Source organism: Nocardioides glacieisoli (assembly GCF_004137245.1).
Lineage (GTDB): Bacteria > Actinomycetota > Actinomycetes > Propionibacteriales > Nocardioidaceae > Nocardioides > Nocardioides glacieisoli.
This window is the reverse complement of sequence record NZ_SDWS01000001.1, coordinates 248573-265571: the sequence shown is the minus strand read 5'-3', so window position 1 is coordinate 265571 and position 16999 is coordinate 248573. Positions and strand designations below refer to the sequence as shown.

At 72.0% G+C, this 16999-nt stretch carries 19 protein-coding genes; 4 read left to right on the top strand and 15 right to left on the bottom strand.

Annotation, left to right across the window (positions count from 1 at the left end; all coding sequences use genetic code 11):
- Positions 1 to 54: 54 nt before the first annotated feature.
- The 11 genes from EUA06_RS01335 to EUA06_RS01285 form a co-directional block, all read right to left on the bottom strand.
- The gene (locus tag EUA06_RS01335; protein ID WP_129473204.1) at positions 55 to 1416 is read right to left on the bottom strand and encodes an FAD-binding oxidoreductase; all 1362 of its coding nucleotides are present in this window, start codon (positions 1414 to 1416) and stop codon (positions 55 to 57) included.
- A gap of 31 nt (positions 1417 to 1447) precedes the next feature.
- A complete protein-coding gene (locus EUA06_RS01330; protein ID WP_129473203.1) occupies positions 1448 to 2692 on the bottom strand; it encodes an MFS transporter in 1245 nt (414 codons plus the stop codon).
- Between the two features lie 46 nt (positions 2693 to 2738).
- Positions 2739 to 2942, bottom strand: coding sequence for a hypothetical protein (locus EUA06_RS01325; RefSeq protein ID WP_129473202.1), 204 nt, complete (start codon positions 2940 to 2942; stop codon positions 2739 to 2741).
- Positions 2943 to 3029: 87 nt separating this feature from the next.
- Entirely contained in the window at positions 3030 to 3893 is an 864-nt protein-coding gene (gene mutM / locus EUA06_RS01320) for a bifunctional DNA-formamidopyrimidine glycosylase/DNA-(apurinic or apyrimidinic site) lyase (RefSeq protein ID WP_129473201.1), read from the bottom strand.
- 3 nt (positions 3894 to 3896) lie between these two features.
- Positions 3897 to 4667 (bottom strand): ribonuclease III, encoded by a 771-nt coding sequence (gene rnc, locus EUA06_RS01315; RefSeq protein WP_129473200.1) that lies wholly within the window; start codon positions 4665 to 4667, stop codon positions 3897 to 3899.
- Positions 4622 to 4807 (bottom strand): 50S ribosomal protein L32, encoded by a 186-nt coding sequence (gene rpmF, locus EUA06_RS01310; RefSeq protein ID WP_129473199.1) that lies wholly within the window; start codon positions 4805 to 4807, stop codon positions 4622 to 4624. Before rpmF ends, rnc begins: the two co-directional genes overlap by 46 nt.
- Before the next feature lie 67 nt (positions 4808 to 4874).
- On the bottom strand, positions 4875 to 5441 hold the full coding sequence (locus EUA06_RS01305; RefSeq protein ID WP_129473198.1) for a YceD family protein: 567 nt from the start codon (positions 5439 to 5441) through the stop codon (positions 4875 to 4877).
- A 100-nt stretch (positions 5442 to 5541) separates the two neighbouring features.
- Positions 5542 to 6027, bottom strand: coding sequence for a pantetheine-phosphate adenylyltransferase (coaD, locus tag EUA06_RS01300; RefSeq protein ID WP_129473197.1), 486 nt, complete (start codon positions 6025 to 6027; stop codon positions 5542 to 5544).
- A 20-nt stretch (positions 6028 to 6047) separates the two neighbouring features.
- Complete coding sequence (rsmD, locus tag EUA06_RS01295) at positions 6048 to 6617, bottom strand: 16S rRNA (guanine(966)-N(2))-methyltransferase RsmD (protein ID WP_129473196.1); 570 nt, start codon at positions 6615 to 6617, stop codon at positions 6048 to 6050.
- A 24-nt stretch (positions 6618 to 6641) separates the two neighbouring features.
- Entirely contained in the window at positions 6642 to 8849 is a 2208-nt protein-coding gene (locus EUA06_RS01290) for an ATP-dependent DNA helicase RecG (RefSeq protein WP_129473195.1), read from the bottom strand.
- A 22-nt stretch (positions 8850 to 8871) separates the two neighbouring features.
- Entirely contained in the window at positions 8872 to 10539 is a 1668-nt protein-coding gene (locus EUA06_RS01285; RefSeq protein ID WP_129473194.1) for a DAK2 domain-containing protein, read from the bottom strand.
- Positions 10540 to 10746: 207 nt separating this feature from the next.
- Between EUA06_RS01285 and rpmB the strand changes: the two genes are divergently transcribed.
- Positions 10747 to 10932 carry a 50S ribosomal protein L28 gene (gene rpmB / locus EUA06_RS01280; RefSeq protein ID WP_129473193.1) on the top strand — a complete coding sequence of 62 codons (186 nt, stop codon included), beginning with the start codon at positions 10747 to 10749 and terminating at the stop codon, positions 10930 to 10932.
- Positions 10933 to 11004: 72 nt separating this feature from the next.
- On the opposite strand, the gene EUA06_RS01275 is transcribed toward rpmB, so the two are convergent.
- On the bottom strand, positions 11005 to 11991 hold the full coding sequence (locus EUA06_RS01275) for a thiamine-phosphate kinase (protein WP_207208157.1): 987 nt from the start codon (positions 11989 to 11991) through the stop codon (positions 11005 to 11007).
- Positions 11992 to 12108: 117 nt separating this feature from the next.
- Between EUA06_RS01275 and EUA06_RS01270 the strand changes: the two genes are divergently transcribed.
- Positions 12109 to 12345, top strand: a complete 237-nt coding sequence (locus EUA06_RS01270; RefSeq protein ID WP_129473722.1) for an Lrp/AsnC family transcriptional regulator — start codon at positions 12109 to 12111, stop codon at positions 12343 to 12345.
- 17 nt (positions 12346 to 12362) lie between these two features.
- On the top strand, positions 12363 to 12878 hold the full coding sequence (locus EUA06_RS01265; protein ID WP_165354211.1) for a DUF3515 domain-containing protein: 516 nt from the start codon (positions 12363 to 12365) through the stop codon (positions 12876 to 12878).
- A gap of 2 nt (positions 12879 to 12880) precedes the next feature.
- On the opposite strand, the gene EUA06_RS01260 is transcribed toward EUA06_RS01265, so the two are convergent.
- Positions 12881 to 14011 carry a D-alanine--D-alanine ligase family protein gene (locus tag EUA06_RS01260; RefSeq protein WP_129473191.1) on the bottom strand — a complete coding sequence of 377 codons (1131 nt, stop codon included), beginning with the start codon at positions 14009 to 14011 and terminating at the stop codon, positions 12881 to 12883.
- Positions 14012 to 14043: 32 nt separating this feature from the next.
- Here EUA06_RS01260 and EUA06_RS01255 point away from each other — a divergent pair, with 32 nt between their 5' ends.
- A complete protein-coding gene (locus tag EUA06_RS01255; protein WP_129473190.1) occupies positions 14044 to 15126 on the top strand; it encodes a trans-sulfuration enzyme family protein in 1083 nt (360 codons plus the stop codon).
- A gap of 19 nt (positions 15127 to 15145) precedes the next feature.
- Here the strand turns inward: EUA06_RS01255 and EUA06_RS01250 are convergent, their stop codons facing one another.
- The gene (locus tag EUA06_RS01250) at positions 15146 to 16159 is read right to left on the bottom strand and encodes an NAD(P)H-dependent glycerol-3-phosphate dehydrogenase (protein WP_129473189.1); all 1014 of its coding nucleotides are present in this window, start codon (positions 16157 to 16159) and stop codon (positions 15146 to 15148) included.
- Complete coding sequence (locus tag EUA06_RS01245; protein WP_129473188.1) at positions 16156 to 16947, bottom strand: lysophospholipid acyltransferase family protein; 792 nt, start codon at positions 16945 to 16947, stop codon at positions 16156 to 16158. The genes EUA06_RS01250 and EUA06_RS01245 overlap by 4 nt, the downstream gene beginning before the upstream one ends.
- Positions 16948 to 16999: the final 52 nt, after the last annotated feature.

Sequence of the window (16999 nt, the reverse complement as noted above, 5' to 3'; positions counted from 1 at the left end):
CTCAGTGCCGCGGTCGGCGAAGACTGCCAGAGCCATCCACGGGGTCCACGCGCGTCACAGCACCGCCCCCGGGTTGAGGATGCCCGCCGGGTCGAGGGCGTCCTTGATCCGCCGGGACAGGGCCATCACGTCCTCGCCGAGCTGGTCGGGAAGCGCGGCCTTCTTGGTCCGACCGACGCCGTGCTCCCCGGTGATCGTGCCGCCGAGCCGGATGGCCGCCTGCAGGATGTCGTCGAAGGCGAGCCGGGCCCGCCGCTCGGAGTCGGCGTCGCCGGGCACGTACACGATGATCGGGTGGGTGTTGCCGTCGCCGGCGTGGGCGACGGTCGGGATCTCGACGTCGTGCACGCGGGCGATCTCCTCCACCGCTGCGAGCAGGTCGGGCAGCAGGGGCACGGCGGCACCGACGTCCTCCAGCAGCAGGGCGCCCCGCGCCTCGACCGCCGGAAAGGCGAGCCGTCGGGCCTCGACGAACATCTCCCCCTCCGCCGGGTCGTCGGTCACCACGACCTCGGTCGCGCCGGCCGCCTCGCACGCCGCCTCGACGACGGCGATCTCCGCCGTCCGCGCGTCGCCCGGGGCGTCGGACTGCACGACCAGGAGGGCGCCCGCGGTGCGGTCGAGGCCGCGCGGGGCGAAGTCCTCGACCGCGTTGATCGTGGCCCGGTCCATCAGCTCCATCATCGAGGGCCGCAGCGTGCGGCGTACGGCCACGACGGCCTCGGCGGCAGCCACCACGGACTCGAAGGACGCCACGAGCGTCGCCGGCGGCAGCGGCTGCGGCACCAGCCGCAGGATCGCACGGGTGACGATGCCGAGCGTCCCCTCGGACCCCACGAACAGCTTGACCAGCGAGAGCCCGGCGACGTCCTTGATGCGCTTGCCACCGAGGGTGATGAGGGTGCCGTCGGCGAGCACGACGTCGAGGCCGAGCACGTAGTCGGTGGTCACGCCGTACTTCACGCAGCACAGCCCGCCGGCGTTGGTGGCGACGTTGCCGCCGATCGAGCAGATCTCGAACGACGACGGGTCGGGCGGGTACCAGAGGCCGTGCACCTTCGAGGCCGCCTTCACCTCGGCGTTGAAGGCGCCGGGCTCGACGACGGCCACCTGGCAGTCGGTGTCGATCTCGATCGCCCGCATCCGCTCGAGGCTCAGCACGATCCCGCCGTCGACGGCGCTCGCCCCGCCCGAGAGGCCCGACCCGGCACCGCGCGGCACCACCGGGACGTCGTACGCCGCTGCCCACCGCACCGCGGCCTGCACCTGGCTCGCGTCCTCGGCCCGCACGACCGCGACGGGTGTCCCGGCACCGGTGTCACGGGACCAGTCGTAGCGGTAGTTCTCCAGGGTGGCCGGGTCGGTCGCGACCACTCCGGCCGGCAGGGCGTCGACGAGCTCGGCGAGGGAGTCCATCCGCCCATCGAACCATCCGGCGCCCGACGGGTCAGGTGGTCTCCGCGGTCGTCTCGTCGGCGTGGGCGATCTGCTCGAGCGACCGCCACACCAGCGCCAGCGTCACGCCGGCGCCGACGAAGGCGAACCACCACGGAGCCGTGAGCCCCCCGATGCCGGCGATCAGGCCGCCGAGGAGCGAGCCGACGAGCATGCCGCCCATCACGCAGATCATGTAGACCGAGCCGACACGACCCTGGAGCTCCGTGGGCACCGCGCGCTGCCGGACGGTCCACGAGAGCGTGCCCCACACGAAGGCGTACGCGCCGAAGAAGAACATGAGCGGGTACGCCGCCCAGGGCGAGGTGGTCAGCGCCATGGCGAGGTGGAAGAGCACCTCGCACAGCAGCACCGTGCGCATGAGGGTGGCGAGCGGCACCCGCTTCTCGAGCCAGCCGTAGGAGAACGTCGCGAGCAGGCCGCCGAGGGCGGACGCGGTGGTCAGCAGGCCGAAACCCGCCTCGTTGATGCCGACCCGCTCCAGTGCCCAGAGGACGAGGACGGCCCAGGGCGCGGCCCAGGTGACGTTGAAGACCACGATGATGATCGCCAGCGTGCGCACGGGCGGGTTGCCCATCAGCCACCTGACGCCGTCGGCGATGTCCTGCCGGACGTGGGTGTCGACGTGCTCGCGCACCGCGCCCGGCGCCGTGCCGATCCTGGACACCAGCAGGACGCCGACGACGATGCAGACCACCGTCACCGAGAACGGGTAGACCATCCCGACGGAGAACAGCAGCGCGCCGACGGCCGGCCCGACCAGCTGGTTGCCGGTGAGCATCCCGGCCATCAGGCGGGAGTTCGCGATGCCGAGGTCGCTCTTGTCGACCAGCATCGGGGTCAGCGTCCCGGCGGTGGCGTCGACGAAGACCTCGGCGGTGCCCAGCAGGAGCATCGCTCCGAGGACGATGCCGATGTTCACGTGACCGGTGGCGATCACTGCGCACAGCATCGCGAGGACCAGCCCGCGGGCGAGGTTGGCGGCCATGATCACGCGGCGGCGGTCGAGACGGTCGGCCAGCGCTCCGGCGATGAGGCCGAAGACCAGCCACGGCGCCTGCAACGCGATCATGGCCGAGGAGACGAGGACCGGGTTGCGGGTCTGCGAGGCGATGAGGAGCGGGCCGGCAGCGATGAGCACGCCGTCACCGAGGTTGGTCACCCACGAGGACCCGACGAGCCAACGGAACCCATGGCCGAGGCGCGCCGGGAAGACGGTCTCGACGAGTCGGGTCACGAGCACCGGAGCCTAGGCGAGCGCGAGGTCCGCGCGCAGGTGGATATCAGGCGGGCTGCAGGTCCTCGGCCACGCGAGCGGCCTCGCGGGCGTCCCGGTCGGCCGCCGCGAGCCGGTCGTTGTCGGCCTGCAGCCGCAGCACCAGCGCCTCCAGGTCCTCGACCCGACGCCGCAACCGCCGGTTCTCGACGGTGAGGACGGCGGTGGTGCGCACGTCGCTGTTCACATGACCCAACAGCGCCTTGGCCATGGGGAGCCTCTCGCAGACAGTGAAGACGATCAGCCGACGATCCGGCCGTCTCCAAGAGTCCCACCGTGCTGCCGCTGGGTCAACGCCTCAGCCTGCTCGCCTCCGCGGCGGCCGCTGGCAGCGCGGGCAGAAGAACGACGAGCGGTTCATGAAGGCGACCCGGCGGATCGGGGTGCCGCATCGCCGGCACGGGTGGCCCTCCTGGCCGTAGGCGTCGAGCGAGCGGTCGAAGTAGCCGGACTCGCCGTTGACGTTGACGTACAACGCGTCGAAGGACGTGCCGCCCTGGGCGAGCGCCTCGCCCATCACCGCTCGGACGTGGCCGAGCAGCCCGCGCAGCACCGGGCCGGTGAGCCGGTCGCCCGGTCGCTCGCCGTGCAGCCTGGAGCGCCACAGCGCCTCGTCGGCGTAGATGTTGCCGACGCCGGAGATGAGGCCCTGGTCGAGCAGCAGCCGCTTGATCGCGGACGTACGCCGCCGGGCGCGGCGCACGAACTCGGCGTCGTCGAACTCCGGGTCGATCGGGTCGCGGGCGATGTGGACGATCTCGGCCGGCAGCTCGGCGCCACCGGCGGACACGGCGAGGCCGCCGAACATCCGCTGGTCGACGAAGCGCATCTCGAGGGGTCGCCCGTCCGGCGTGCGCAGCACGAAGCGGACGCGCAGGTGCCGCTCGTCGAGCGCGCCGGGCTCGTGGAGCAGCATCTGGCCGCTCATCCCGAGGTGGCCCAGAAGTGCGTCCCCGTTGTCCAGCGCGAGCCAGAAGTACTTGCCGCGTCGGCGGACTGCCTCGACGCGGCGCCCGACCAGCGCGGCGGCGAAGCCGGACGGGCCGCTCAGGTGGCGGCGTACGGGCCGGGGGTGGAGCACCTCGACGGACTCGAGGGTGCTGCCGACGACGTGGCGCTCGAGGCCGGCGCGGACGACCTCGACCTCGGGGAGCTCGGGCACGGCTCAGTCGGCGGCGGAGGCGGGTGCGTCCGGGACCGGGTGGGAGGCCCGGATCTCGCTGTACGCCGTCTCGGCGGCGCCCTGCTCGGCCTCCTTCTTGGAGCGGCCGTTGCCGTTGCCGAGGACGAGCTCGCCGACGCGGACCCGCGCGACGAAGGTCTTCATGTGGTCGGGGCCGTCGTCCTCGATGAGGTACTCGGGAACACCCAGTCCCAGGTTGGCGGAGAGCTCCTGGAGGGAGGTCTTCCAGTCGAGGCCGGCGCCCATGGACGCGGCGGCCTCCATCACCGGGTCGAAGAGGCGGTGGATCACCTTGGCGGCCTCGTCCATCCCACCGCTGAGGTGGATCGCGCCGATCACCGCCTCGACGGTGTCGGAGAGGATCGAGGCCTTGTCGCGACCGCCGGTGGTCTCCTCACCGCGGCCGAGCTTGATGTGCTGACCGAGCTCGATCTCGCGGGCGACGTCGGCCAGCGCGCGGGCGTTGACCACGGCGGCGCGCAGCTTGGCCAGCCGCCCCTCGGAGTAGTCCGGGTGGGCGAGGTAGAGCGTCTCGGTCACCACGATCCCGAGCACCGAGTCGCCGAGGAACTCGAGGCGCTCGTTGGTCGGGATCTGCCCGTTCTCGTAGGCGAACGAGCGGTGCGTCAGAGCACGCTGCAGCAGCTCGGGATCCAGGACCGGATCACCGAGCGCTGCGCGGAGCTCGTCTGTGCTCAGCGGACGCGTCAGAGAACGGGGCGAAGGGCGCCCTTGGCGCCGTACTGGCCGCACTGGCCGCACGCGCGGTGCGGGAGGTGCTTGGCACCGCAGGCGGGGTTGGCACACGTCGCGAGGGACGGCGCGACGGCCTTCCACTGCGAACGGCGGTGACGCGTGTTGCTGCGCGACATCTTCCGCTTCGGAACAGCCATGGTGGTCTCCTGTGAATCAGTTGGCGTGCATCGTCCGGGGTGCCCCGGGCGAGTGGTCAGTCTGGTGTCAGTCCTGCTGGTCCTGCGTGAGCTCCTGGAGCCCTGCCCAGCGCGGGTCGATCGGCGCGTCGTGCGCGTGGTCCGGATCGTCGGCGAGCCGTGCACCACACTCGGTGCACAACCCCGGGCAATCGTCCATGCACAGCGGCTGGAACGGCAGTGCGAGCACCACCGCGTCCCGCAGCAGGGGCTCGAGGTCGAGCAGGTCGTCCTCGAGCCGGCTGGTCTCGTCGTCGAGGTCGCTGTCGTCGTGCTCAGCGGCCTTGTCGTGCTGGTCGGGGTAGACGTAGAGCTCCTGCAGGTCCACGAAGATCTCGTCCTCGATGGCCTGCAGGCACCGTACGCACTCCCCCTCGAGCGTGGCCGTGGCCGTGCCCGTGAGCAGCACGCCCTCCATGACCGCCTCGAGGCGCAGGTCGAGCTCGACCGGCGCACCCTCGGGGACACTGAGGACTTCGATACCAAGTTGTGCCGGCGCCGGAACCGTGAGCTCGACTTCACGCTGGGACCCCGGGCGGCGGCCGAGCTCGCGGGTGTCAAGCACGAGCGGCGCCCTCGGGTCCAGGCTGGTCAAGACGAACTCCTGTTTCTGGACACAGACACAACCGGAGAATCGTATCCGTCGGCGTGTGACGGGGCAAAACGGGTGCGTCCAGCCCTGGTCGCGATCGTGGTCAGGACCGACGCTCGGCCAGGCGCTGCACGAGCTGGTCGTGCACCGAGTCCGGGACCAGACCGCGTACGTCGCCACCGAGCGCCGCGACCTCCTTGATCAGGCTGGAGGAGACGAACGCGTTGCCGACGGCACCGGGGAGGAAGACGGTCTCGACGTCGGTGAGGTGCGAGTTCATCTGCGCCATCGGCAGCTCGTACTCGTAGTCCCCGGAGCCCCGCAGCCCCTTGACGATCGCGACCGCCTCGATCTCGCGGCAGAAGTCGACGATGAGGCCCTCGAACCCCGACACCCGCACGTGGGGGATCGCGGCGGTGGCCTCCTCGAGCATCGCGATCCGCTCGTCAGGCGTGAAGAGCCGGCTCTTGGACATGTTGGTGCCGATGGCGACGACGACCTCGTCGAAGAGCCTCGCGGCCCGGGAGACGATGTCGAGGTGGCCGTTGGTCACCGGGTCGAAGGACCCGGGGCAGACAGCGCGGCGCACGGCTCTCCTTCAGGTCTCCATCAAGCGGCGGGGGTGGCGTGACCGTACCAAAGCGTGGTCTCGCCGTAGCGCTTCGTGCGCTCCTCGACGATGCCGTCGGGCCAGGTCAGCAGGGTGCGCTTGGTCGCCCGTTCGACGACGACGAGGGCGCCCGGCACGAGCCAGCCGTGCGCGACGAGCGCGACGAGGTCGGCGTCGACGTCCTCGTCCGGCGTCGGATAGGGCGGGTCGGAGAACACGAGGTCGTAGGGCGCGGCGGGCGGGGACTGCAGGACGGTCGCCACCGAGGCCGAGATGACGCGGGCGCGCGAGAAGCCGAGCGCGGCGGCGTTGCGGGTGATCAGCGCGGCCGTACGCCGGTCCTGCTCGACGAGCGTGACCACACCTGCCCCGCGGGAGCGGGCCTCGAGGCCGACCGCGCCCGACCCGGCGTAGAGGTCGAGGAAGCGGAGGCCGTCGAGCGAGCCGGTGCGCGCCTCGATCGCCGAGAAGAGGGCTTCGCGCACCCGGTCGCTGGTGGGTCGGGTCGACTGGCCGCGCGGCGTCTCCAGACGCCGCCCGCCCGCCGTTCCCCCGATGATGCGAGTCATTCCCCGTGGTCAGCCCTTCTCCATTCAGCCCTTGTCCAGGTAGGCCGAGGCTGCTGAACGTTCGACCTCGGCCACCGCAGCGGCGAGGTCGGGCGCCCGGGTGAGCCCGGGGTCACCGGAGAGTAACGCCTCCGCGGCCTCCCGGGCACGGATGATGGTCTTCTCGTCGCGGAGCACACGAAGTGTGACGAGTCCTGAACGGAAACCTGACTGACTGGCCCCGAGGACGTCGCCCTCGCGGCGCTGCTCGAGGTCGACCCGGCTCAGCTCGAAGCCGTCGGTCGTCGCGGCCACGGCGTCGAGGCGGTCGCGGGCCGGCGAACCCAGCTCGGCGTGGGACACCAGCAGGCAGAGGCCGGGAAGTCCGCCTCGACCGACGCGGCCGCGCAGCTGGTGGAGCTGCGAGACGCCGAAGCGGTCGGCGTCGAGCAGCACCATCATCGTCGCGTTGTGGACGTCCACGCCCACCTCGATGACGGTGGTCGCGACCAGTACGTCGATCTCGCCCGCGGCGAACGACCGCATCGTCGCGTCCTTGGCGTCGGCGGTCAGCCGGCCGTGCAGCACCGCGGTCCGCAACCCGGCGAGCGGCCCGGCGGCCAGCTCGGCGTGGACGTCCTCGACCGCCGCGAGCGCCCGCTTGGGCGGCACCTCGTTGCCCTCGTCGTCGAGGTCGAGCTGGTCGGTCTCGCCGTCCTCCTGGGCGTCGCCCGAGATCCGCGGGCACACGACGTAGACCTGGTGGCCCTTCTCGACCTCCTCGCGCACGCGTTGCCAGGCGCGGTCGATCCACGAGGGCTGGTCGGCGAGGGGGACGACGTTGGTCTGGATCGGGGCTCGGCCGGCGGGCAGCTCGGCCAGCACGGAGGTCTCGAGGTCGCCGAACACCGTCATCGCGACCGTGCGCGGGATGGGGGTCGCGGTCATCACGAGCACGTGCGGCGGGGTGCCGGCCTTGTCGGTCAGCGCGGCACGCTGCTCGACACCGAAGCGGTGCTGCTCGTCGACCACGACCAGGCCCAGGTCGGCCATCTGCACCTTGTCCTCCAGCAGGGCGTGGGTGCCGACGATGACCCCGGCCTCGCCGGTGACGATCTTCAGCATCGCCTCCTGCCGGGCGGCCTTGCCCATCGAGCCGGTGAGGAGCACGACGCTCGTCGCGTCGGCGGCGCCGCCGAGCATCCCGCCCTGCGCGAGGTCGCCGAGCATCGCGGAGATCGAGCGGTGGTGCTGCTGGGCCAGGACCTCCGTGGGCGCCAGGAGGGCGGCCTGTCCCCCGCTGTCGACGACCTGGAGCATCGCGCGCAGCGCCACGAGGGTCTTGCCGGAGCCGACCTCACCCTGGAGCAGCCGGTTCATCGGGTGGTCGCGGGCGAGCTCCTCGGCCACGAGCTCCCCGATCTCGCGCTGGCCGGCCGTGAGCTCGAAGGGCAGGCGCGCGTCGAACGCCGCGAGGATCCCGTCGGGCCTGCCGACGCGGGCGCGCGCGCCCTGCTCGCGGTGGGCCGCACGCCGCCGCGCGAGCACCAGCTGGAGGACCAGCGCCTCCTCGAAACGGAAGCGCTTCTGGGCGGCCCCGAGCTGGCTCCACTCGTCGGGGGCATGCATCCAGCGGAGCGCCTGCATGACGTCGAGCAGCTCGAACTGGGTGCGGAGCTCAGGGGTGAAGACGTCGGGCACGTCGGCGACCAGGTCGAGCGCCGCCGTGATGACCTTCTGCAGGTCCCACGAGTAGAGCTTGGCCGTCAGCGGGTAGACGGGCATCAGCCTGCTCATCGTCGCGGCCTCGGCGCCGTCCAGCGCGAACCCGTGGGGCTGCTCGAGCTGCCAGCTGCCGCGGAACTGCTTGGCCTTGCCGGTGAAGACCGCACGGTTGCCGGGGCGGAACTCGGCCTCGTGCTTGTCGACGAGGCTCTGGTAGGGGCTGAACAGGGTGACGGAGAAGTCGGGGCCGTCGGTCCTCAGCCGCACCGACGTACGGAACTGGCGGCGGTTGCCGCTGAAGAAGGACGCGCTCTCGCACGACCTGACCTCGCCGATGATCGTCAGCTGCTCGCCGACGACGGGCGTGGGGACCTCGGACAGCTCGGTCGCGGCGATGTAGCGACGCGGGAAGTGGCGCAGCAGGTCGCCGACCGTGCGCAGGCCGAGGCCCTCCTCGGCGAGCTTGCGCTTCTTGTGGTGGGAGCCGAAGACCGCCCCGATCGGGCTGTCCGGCGTGATCGCGGGCACCGTTGGTCTCCTCTCGCTCCGCTCACTCGACGCTGACGAGCAGCGGGTAGCGCGGTTGGCCGCCGTCGTGGACGGCGACGTCGACGGTGGGGTGCGTGTCCTCGACGTGGGCAGCGAGCCGCTCGGCGAGCTCGACGCCGCCCTCGCCGGACACGATGGTGACCAGCTCGCCGCCACCCGCGAGCAGCCGCTCGACGACGTCGGTGGCGACCGCGTCGAGATCGCTGCCGACGACGGCGAAGTCGCCGGCGATGACGCCGAGGGCGTCCCCGGGCTCGCAGGGCCCGGCCATCGTGATCGCCTGCCGCGCGGCCACCGTCACGGCGCCGTGGCGGGCGTGCCGCGCGGTGGCGGTCATCTCGCGCACGTCGGCGTCGAAGCTGCGACCGGGCTCGTGCACCGAGATGGCCGCGAGCCCCTGCACCTGCGCCTGCGTCGGGATCACCTCGACGGAGACCGCGTGCTCGGCCTCAGCCGTGCGGGCGGCGATCTCGGCGGCCCGCACGGTGTCGGCGTCGTTGGGGAGCACGACCACCTCGGCCGCGCCACATCCCGTGATGGCCTCGAGGAGCTGGCCGGTGGAGGGCCGCTGCCCCGGACCGCCAGGCACGACGACGGCGCCCGCGGACTCGAACAGCTCGGTGAGCCCGGGACCGGCCGCCACCGCGACGACCTTGCGCCCGGTGCGGGTCGAGAGCTTCTGGCGGTGCTCGGCGACCTGCTCGGCGAAGTGGGTGACCCGGATCCGGTAGGGGCGCCCGGCGGTGATGCCTGCCTCGATCGCCGCGCCGACGTCGTCCACGTGCACGTGCACGTTCCAGAGGCCGTCGCCGCCGACGACCACGAGGCTGTCGCCCAGCGCGGCGAGCTCCTCGCGCAGCACGCCGATCGCGGCGTCCTCCAGCTCGGGGGCGACGTCGAGGAGGTACATCACCTCGTAGCCCGGACCGTCCTCGGTGAGGTCGTCGCCGGGGACCGCTGCCGAGGACGGGGTGGAGACGCGGATGTGGTGGGTGCCGATCGGAGCGGTGTAGGGCATCGGCCGACGGCCGGTCGCCGTGGTCTCCACCGCGTCGAGGACGACCGTCAGCCCGCGACCGCCGGCGTCGACGACTCCGGCCTGGGCGAGCACGTCGAGCTGCTCAGGGGTCTTCGACAGCGCGGCGCGCGCGGCCGCCGCTGCGGCGGTGAACACGTCGCGGGCTCGTGCGTGGCCGCCCTCAGCACTCGCCAGCGCCGCGTCGGAGGCGGCCCGGGCGACGGTGAGGATCGTGCCCTCCACCGGCGTACCGACCGCGGCGTAGCTGGCGTCGGTGGCCGACGACATCGCGGCGGCGATGGTCCGTGCACGGGGCTGCTCGCCGTCGGCACCGGCGAGGTGGGTGACGTAGGCCCGGAGCATCTGGCTGAGGATCACGCCGGAGTTGCCACGGGCGCCCATCAGGGCGGCACGGGCCAGGAGCGCCATCCCCTCTTCCAGCCCGAGGTCGGGGTCGGCGGCGCGGGCCGCGCGCAGCTCGTCGCGGGCGGCGGAGACGGTGAGGAACATGTTGGTGCCGGTGTCACCGTCGGGCACGGGGTAGACGTTGAGGGCGTCGATCTCCTCGCGCGCCTCCGACAGGGCGTCGGTCGCGATGTCGACGAACCGGGCGACCGCGTCCAGGGTGATCCCGTGGGTGACTGGCTCCATCGAGTCGGTGTGCTCTCCGTCGAGTCGGGCAGTGGTGGGGTGGTCGTGGTGGGCTGTGGTGCGCGCCACAGGTTAGTGCGTACGTCCGACCGTGCTGCGATTTCATCCCCGCGCCGGTCCTCGGCTACTCTTCTGCGGTTGCCTGTTGCACGCCCTCTCGGCTGCGACCGGCCCTTCACATCAACCTCGAACGGATCGGAGTGCACGGTGGCTGCCGTCTGCGACATCTGCGCCAAGAAGCCGGGCTTCGGAAACAACCGTCCCTGGTCGCGCAAGATCACGAAGCGTCGCTTCAACCCCAACATCCAGCGCGTCCGGGCGACCGTCAACGGCACGCCCAAGCGCCTCAACGTCTGCACCGGCTGCCTCAAGGCCGGCAAGGTCACCCGCTGACCTGACCCAGACATTCGTCGAAGCCCCCGCCACTGATGTGGCGGGGGCTTCGTCGTCTCGTGAGCCGACGGCTCAGAAGTGCGTCCAGCCCGTCGGGCCGTCGTACGCCAGCCCGTCGACCGTGACCCCCGAGCCCTCGAGCACCTCGCCGACGACCTGCCACCCGGTCGGCACCGACGCGACGTCGGGGAAGGTGGCCAGGAGGGCGTGGTCGTCCCCGCCACCGAGGATGAACTGCATCGGGTCCGCACCGAGCGCCGCACCGACCGCCGTGAGCGGCTCGGGGATCTCGAAGGCGCCACGGCGTACGTCGATCGCGACACCGCTCGCCTCCGCGAGGTGGCGGGCCTCGGCGAGGAGGCCGTCGGAGACGTCGATGAGCGAGGTCGCACCGGCCTCGGCCGCCTGCCGGCCGGCGGCGTAGGGCGGCTCCGGGCGGCGGTAGGCCTCGACGAGCGCCCGCGGCGAGCGGAAGCCGCGGCCGAGCACGGCCAGTCCCCCGGCCGCCCAGCCCTGGCGGCCCACGAGTGCGAGGACGTCTCCGGCCTCGGCGCCCGAGCGCAGGACCGGCGACTGGGTGCACTGGCCGATCACGGTCACCGCGATCACGATCTCGTCGGCGCGCGTGATGTCACCACCGACCACGGTCGCGCCCACGCTCTTGCACTCCTCCGCGAAGCCGCGGGCGAAGTCGAGCGCCCACTCCACCGGCAGGTCGGCGGGGGCGGCGAGGCCGATCGTCAGGTGGCGGGCCGTGCCACCCATGGCGTTGATGTCGGAGAGGTTCTGCGCGGCCGCGCGGTGCCCCACGTCGGAGGCACTCGCCCAGTCGCGCCGGAAGTGGCGACCCTCGACCATCAGGTCGGTCGAGACCACGACGTGGCCGTGCTTGATGCGCAGCACGGCGGCGTCGTCGCCCGGCCCCACCAGGACGTGCTCGTCACCGTCCACCGAGCCCTCGAAGATCTTCACGAGCTCCGCGATCAGGCCGAACTCGCCCGCCTCGCCCAGGGTTCCGTCCAGGGTCACGCCGGAGGTCGATCGGGGGTCGTCAGCCATGGGCCCATCCCACCAGACCCGGCCCGTGAGGACAGTCACCCCGCCCCTGTCGGCCCGCCCGCGTGGCGCGGTAGGTTGGGCCGGTCACACCCGATGAACGAGACCGAGGAGTCCACGATGGTCGTCCAGGCCTACATCCTGATCCAGACCGACGTCGGCAAGGCCGCAGACGTGGCCAAGGCCATCGCGCAGGTCAGCGGCGTCACCCTTGCTGAGGACGTCACCGGTCCCTATGACGTGATCGTCCGCGCGGAGGCGAAGAACGTCGACGAGCTGGGCAAGCTCGTGGTGTCGAAGGTCCAGAACCTCGACGGCATCACCCGCACGCTGACCTGCCCCGTCGTCCACATCTGAGCCACCTGACGACACACGTGCACCGACGCCGACGCCTCGGCCCCCTGTGGGGTCGGGGCGTCGTCGCGTCCGCGGCACTCGTCCTCCTCGCGGGGGTGCTCGCCGGCTGCTCCCCCGGCGAGGTCCGGGTCGACGACCACGACCTCTCCGACGCCGACCGTGCGACCTGCGAGGCGCTGGTCGACGACCTCCCCGACACCCTCGGCGGCGAGCTGCGGCGCTCGGTCGACGCCGACGGTGGGCCGGGCGCGGCGTGGGGCGATCCGGCGTACGTCCTCACGTGCGGTGTGCCCGCGCCCGCCGACTACGAGCCGACGGCCGAGTGCAGTGACGTCAAGGGCGTCGGGTGGTACGTCACCGACGACCAGCTCAGCGACCTGCGCGTCGACGTCACGCCGATCGCGCTCTCCCGGACGCCCTACGTCGAGCTGCTGGTGCCCTCCCGCTATCGCACCGACGGAGTCGACCGGGCCCTGGCGGAGCTGGCGCCGGTGCTCGAGGAGCACCTGGCCACGGGCCTCGACTGCCTCTGACGTCAGCGCAGGCCGGTGTCGCGGCGCAGCGCGAGCTGGACGAGCCGGTCGACCAGCTCGGGATAGGTGAGGCCGGAGGCGGCCCAGAGCTGGGGGTACATCGACGTCGGCGTGAAGCCCGGCATCGTGTTGAGCTCGTTGATCACGAGAGAGCCGTCGGGCATCACGAAGAAGTCGACGCGGGCCAGGCCCTCGCACGACAGCGCCTCGAACGCCCGCACCGCCATCGCCCGCAGCGACTGCTCGGTCTCCGCGTCGATGTCGGCGGGGATGTCGATCTCGGTGTGCTGGTCGGCGAGGTACTTGGCCTCGAAGTCGTAGAACTCGTGGTCGCCGCCGGTGCGCACCTCGCCGGGCCGCGACGTCTCGGGCGGACCCTCGACCGTGCCGAGCACGCCGCACTCGACCTCGCGCGCGCCTTCCATCGACTGCTCGACGAGCACCTTCGGGTCGTGGCGGAAGGCCTCCTCGAGCGCGTCCTCGACCTCACCCGCGTCGTGCACCTTGCTGATGCCCATGCTCGACCCGGCACGCGCCGGCTTGGAGAAGGACGGGAAGCCGAGGTCCTCGATGCGGGTGCGTACGCCGACCGGGTCCTGCTCCCACTCCGTGCGCGTGACCGTGATGCCGGGCGTCACCGGCAGTCCCGCCGCCTGCAGCACGACCTTCATGTAGGCCTTGTCCATCCCGATCGCGGAGGCCAGGACGCCCGAGCCGACGTAGCGCACGCCCGCCATCTCGAGCATCCCCTGCAGGGTGCCGTCCTCGCCCCACGGACCGTGAAGCAGCGGGAAGACCACGTCGACCTCACCGATGACGGACGGCACGCTCGTCGCGTCGGTCACCACGAGCTCGGTCCCCGCCGCCGCCCCCATCAGCGCGACCGTCGAACCGGCCGCGTCGACCTCGGGCAGGTCGTTGCCGCGGATGGCAAGCCGCGTCGGCTCGTCGGCCTCCAGCACCCACCGGCCGTCGGTCGCGATCCCCACCGGCACGACGTCGTACGCGTCCCGGTCGATTGCCGCGAGCACGCTGCCCGCGGTGACGCAGGAGATGCCGTGCTCGGAGGAACGGCCGCCGAAGACGACGGCAACGCGGGGCTTGCGGGTCTCGTGCGGGGTGGTCTGGTTCATCAGCTCGACCCTATCCACCTACGCTGGCGGGCATGGCTGCAGACTCTCCCGGCTCGTCCCTCAGGCTCGGCACGCTGGCGGTCACCGCGGGCCGCCCCGACCGCATCCCGGACGCGCCGCTGAACACCCCGATCACGATGGCGGCGACCTATGTCGCCGGCGGCGAGGTGGAGTACGGCCGCTACGGCAACCCGACCTGGACCGCGCTCGAGGACGCCCTCGGAGCGCTGGAGGGCGGGCGCTGCCTGACCTTCGCCTCCGGCCTGGCCGCGGTGGCGACGGTGCTCGACCTCGTCGGCACCGACGGCACGGTCGTCGTGCCGAGGCACGGCTACACCGGCACGATCATGCAGCTCGCCGACCTCGAGGCGCGCGGCCGGCTGAAGGCCCACCTCGTCGACATCACCGACACCGACGCCGTCGTCGCGGCCTGCGCCGACGCCTCGCTGGTGTGGATCGAGTCACCGACCAATCCGGCCCTCGAGATCGCCGACATCCCCACGATCACCGCCGCCGCGCACGAGGCCGGTGCCTACGTCGTCGTCGACAACACCTTCGCCACTCCCCTGCTCCAGCGCCCGCTCGAGGACGGCGTCGACCTCGTCGTGCACTCCGCGACGAAGTACCTCGCCGGCCACTCCGACGTGCAGATGGGCGCGATCGTCACTCGCGACGACGAGCTCTGGGCCGTGCTCAAGGGGCGACGCGACCTCGTCGGCGCGATCCCCGGCCCGTTCGAGGCGTGGCTGACGCTGCGCGGTCTCCGCACGCTGCACCTGCGGGTCGAGCGCGCGCAGGCCAACGCCCAGGAGCTCGTACGCCGTCTCGGCGAGCACGCCGCGCTCTCCGAGGTGCGCTACCCCGGGTTCGGTGCCATCGTCAGCATCGTGCTCGCCCAGGGCGAGATGGCCGCCGACCTGCTGAGCCGCAAGACGCGCCTGTGGGTGCACGCCACCTCGCTCGGCGGCGTCGAGTCGACCCTCGAGCGGCGCCGCCGCTGGAAGGCCGAGGCCGCGACGATCCCCGAGGGCCTGGTGCGGTTGTCGGTCGGGATCGAGGACGTCGACGACCTCTGGGAGGACCTGCGCGCAGCGCTGGACGGCTGCGTCGGCTGAGCCCCACGGGACGGTGGCCTCAGTCCGTCTCGGCCTTGGTGTCGCGGGCGATGAAGGAGTTCATCATGTCGAGCGCGGTCATCCTGCCGTCGACGACGGCATCGACGGCCGCGGCGATGGGGGCGTCGATGCCGGTGCGCTCGGCGAGGGCGAGCAGGGACTTGCAGGACTTCGCGCCCTCGGCGACCTGACGGGTCGAGGCGTAGATCTCCTCGGTCGTCATGCCCTGTCCGAGCCGCTCGCCGAAGGTGCGGTTGCGCGACAGCGGCGAGGAGCAGGTGGCGACGAGGTCGCCGAGACCGGCGAGGCCCATCAGGGTCAGGGGGTTGGCGCCCTGCGCGGTCGCGAGGCGCGCGGTCTCGGCGAGCCCGCGGGTGATCACGGACGCGGTCGTGTTGTCGCCGAAGCCGAGGCCGACCGCCATGCCGACCGCGAGGCCGACGACGTTCTTGTAGGCCCCGCCGATCTCGCAGCCGAGCACGTCGACCGAGGTGTAGGGCCGGAACGACGGGCCGTGCGTGATGGCCTGGAGCTCCTTGGCGCGGTCCTCGTCGAGGCACGCGACGACCGACGCGGCCGGCTCGCGGCGGGCGATCTCGCGGGCGAGGTTGGGTCCGCTGATCACGGCGATGCGTTGCGCCGAGGCGTCGGTGACCTCCTGGATCACCTCGCTCATCCGCATCAGGGTGCCGAGCTCGACGCCCTTCATCAGCGAGACCATCGTGGCCTTCTCGGGGATGATCGGCGCCCACGCGGTGAGGTTCTCGCGCAGGCTCTGCGACGGCACCGTGAGCACGACGACGTCGGCGTCGGCCGCGACCTGCTCGGGGTCGGTGGAGGCGCTGATCGACGGCGGCAGCTCGATGCCGGGCAGGTAGTCGGTGTTCTCCCGGCGCTCGTTGATCGCCTCGACCACGTCGTCGCGTCGCGCCCACAGGGTCACGTCGTTGCCGGCGTCGGCCAGCACCAGGGAGAAGGCGGTGCCCCACGACCCCGCGCTGAACACGGCGACCTTCTTCTTCGTCTCGCTCATCGACCTGGCCTCTTCCTCGTGATCCTGGAGCTCCTGCGGGGGTCCTCGACGGGATTCCCGATCTCTCGTACGCCGGTGGCGCGCGGGTCGTACCTCACGGCGGGCGCGGTCGAGCCTCGCAGGTCGGCGACGATCGCGGTGATGGCGGCCATGATGCGGTCCGTCGCCTCGGCGGTCGACTCCGGGCTCGTCGGCAGCGCGGCCAGGTCGTCGAGTCGCACCGGGTCGCCGGCCTTCATGACGATGTTCTTGCGGGGCAGGAGGTGCGGCCTCTTCGTGTAGGGCGGCAGGACCTCCTGCGCCCCCCACTGCCCGACCGGGATCACCGGACAGCCGGTGGCGAGGGCGATCCGGGCGGCGCCGGTCTTGCCCTTCATCGGCCAGAGATCGGGGTCGCGGGTCAGCGTGCCCTCGGGATAGATCACGATGCACTCCCCTTCACCGATCGCGCGGACGGCCGCGTCGTAGGCACCGACGGCGTTGCGGCTGAGCCGCTCGACAGGGATCTGGCCGGCCGACGTGAGCAGGCCGCCGAGGGCCTTGTTGGCGAAGAGGCCGGACTTCGCGAGGTAGCGAGGCACCCGACCGTGGTCGTACACGAAGTGTGCGGACAGCAGTGGATCGACGTGTGAGATGTGGTTGATCGCAACGATGCAGCCGCCGGTGGCGGGGATCTTCTCGCCGTCGATCCAGGTGCGCGAGGTCGCGGCGAGCAGGGTCGGCTTGAGGATCGACGCGGCGACGGTGATCGCCCAGCCGCGGTCCTGCTCGAGCTTCCTGACGCGCACCCGTCACCTCTCCCTCGCCCTGCCGGTTGCGTGTGCAGGCTACTCGGTCGGG